This window comes from Kocuria arenosa (genome assembly GCF_042879215.1).
Classification (GTDB): domain Bacteria; phylum Actinomycetota; class Actinomycetes; order Actinomycetales; family Micrococcaceae; genus Kocuria; species Kocuria arenosa.
This window is the reverse complement of record NZ_JBHZTA010000039.1, coordinates 1-887: the sequence shown is the minus strand read 5'-3', so window position 1 is coordinate 887 and position 887 is coordinate 1. Positions and strand designations below refer to the sequence as shown.

The 887-nt window shown below is 53.8% G+C and carries 1 protein-coding gene; it reads right to left on the bottom strand.

Going from position 1 to position 887, the window contains the following annotated elements; genetic code table 11:
• Positions 1–667 precede the first annotated feature (667 nt).
• On the bottom strand, positions 668–887 hold a 220-nt coding region (locus ACFYE3_RS19015), incomplete at its 5' end, for a hypothetical protein (RefSeq protein ID WP_387806189.1).

Sequence of the window (887 nt, the reverse complement as noted above, 5' to 3'; positions counted from 1 at the left end):
TAAAGCTTGATTTATTTGAATGTATGAGGTCGGGTTGGATGTGGCCGCAAGACCTGGCTAGCCTTATGACTTCCGAACCCCTGCCCTAATATAATCCTGATCGGCTTTTTGGTCGGGGGTATGAACCAATCGAGCTCTAGGGAAAACTAGAGTTTAAGCTCACTAGGTTGAACCAGAAACACACACAGCTGAGAATTCTGGGGCGAGTTGAGTTCGGTGAGGTCCAGTGGATGTGGCCGTCAGACCACCTGAGGCCTCTCACTTCCCCGACAGGAGGAATACTCTTTACTGCCAGGCAAGGGCCGGATGAGTGTCTCTAGTTTCTTAGAAGGCTTACAGCGTAGTCGCGACGTGGGTTAGGATTCCGTCCGAGTGTCCGCGCGCCCCTCTTGAGATTGAGATCACGCGGTGACTTGCATAAGCAGAACACGAGTCGCACGTCCTTTGTGGACACGCGGCGGTTGCCTGGACGAGGGTCTTGGCAGTTTGCGCAGCGCGAGACGCTGAGCCCACCTTCCCCTGCCTATAAAAGACGAACCACCAAGACCGAACTACCTACCTCCAACCATCACCTCGCCCTCCTCCTGACCTCAGGAAAACAAACAATGCCTCCCAAAGTTACTGTTGTCTGCACCAACCAGGGCAAGGAGATCGGTGGCGGCAACCACTACTGCATCATCTGCCGCGCCCCCGCTCCCACCACCCCCCCCAGTAAGTGAAAATAATCCTCTTCGCACAACACGACTCCTGCAGAACGACTCGACTGACCCAAGATTCCACTTTTACTTTGACGCTCCCAGCCTGAATTCTCCTCCCGCCTGAGGCTCCTGCATCCTGCAAACTTACTTTGGCCTTTCTGGAACTCTTTTTTTTTTTTCTCCGAGCAC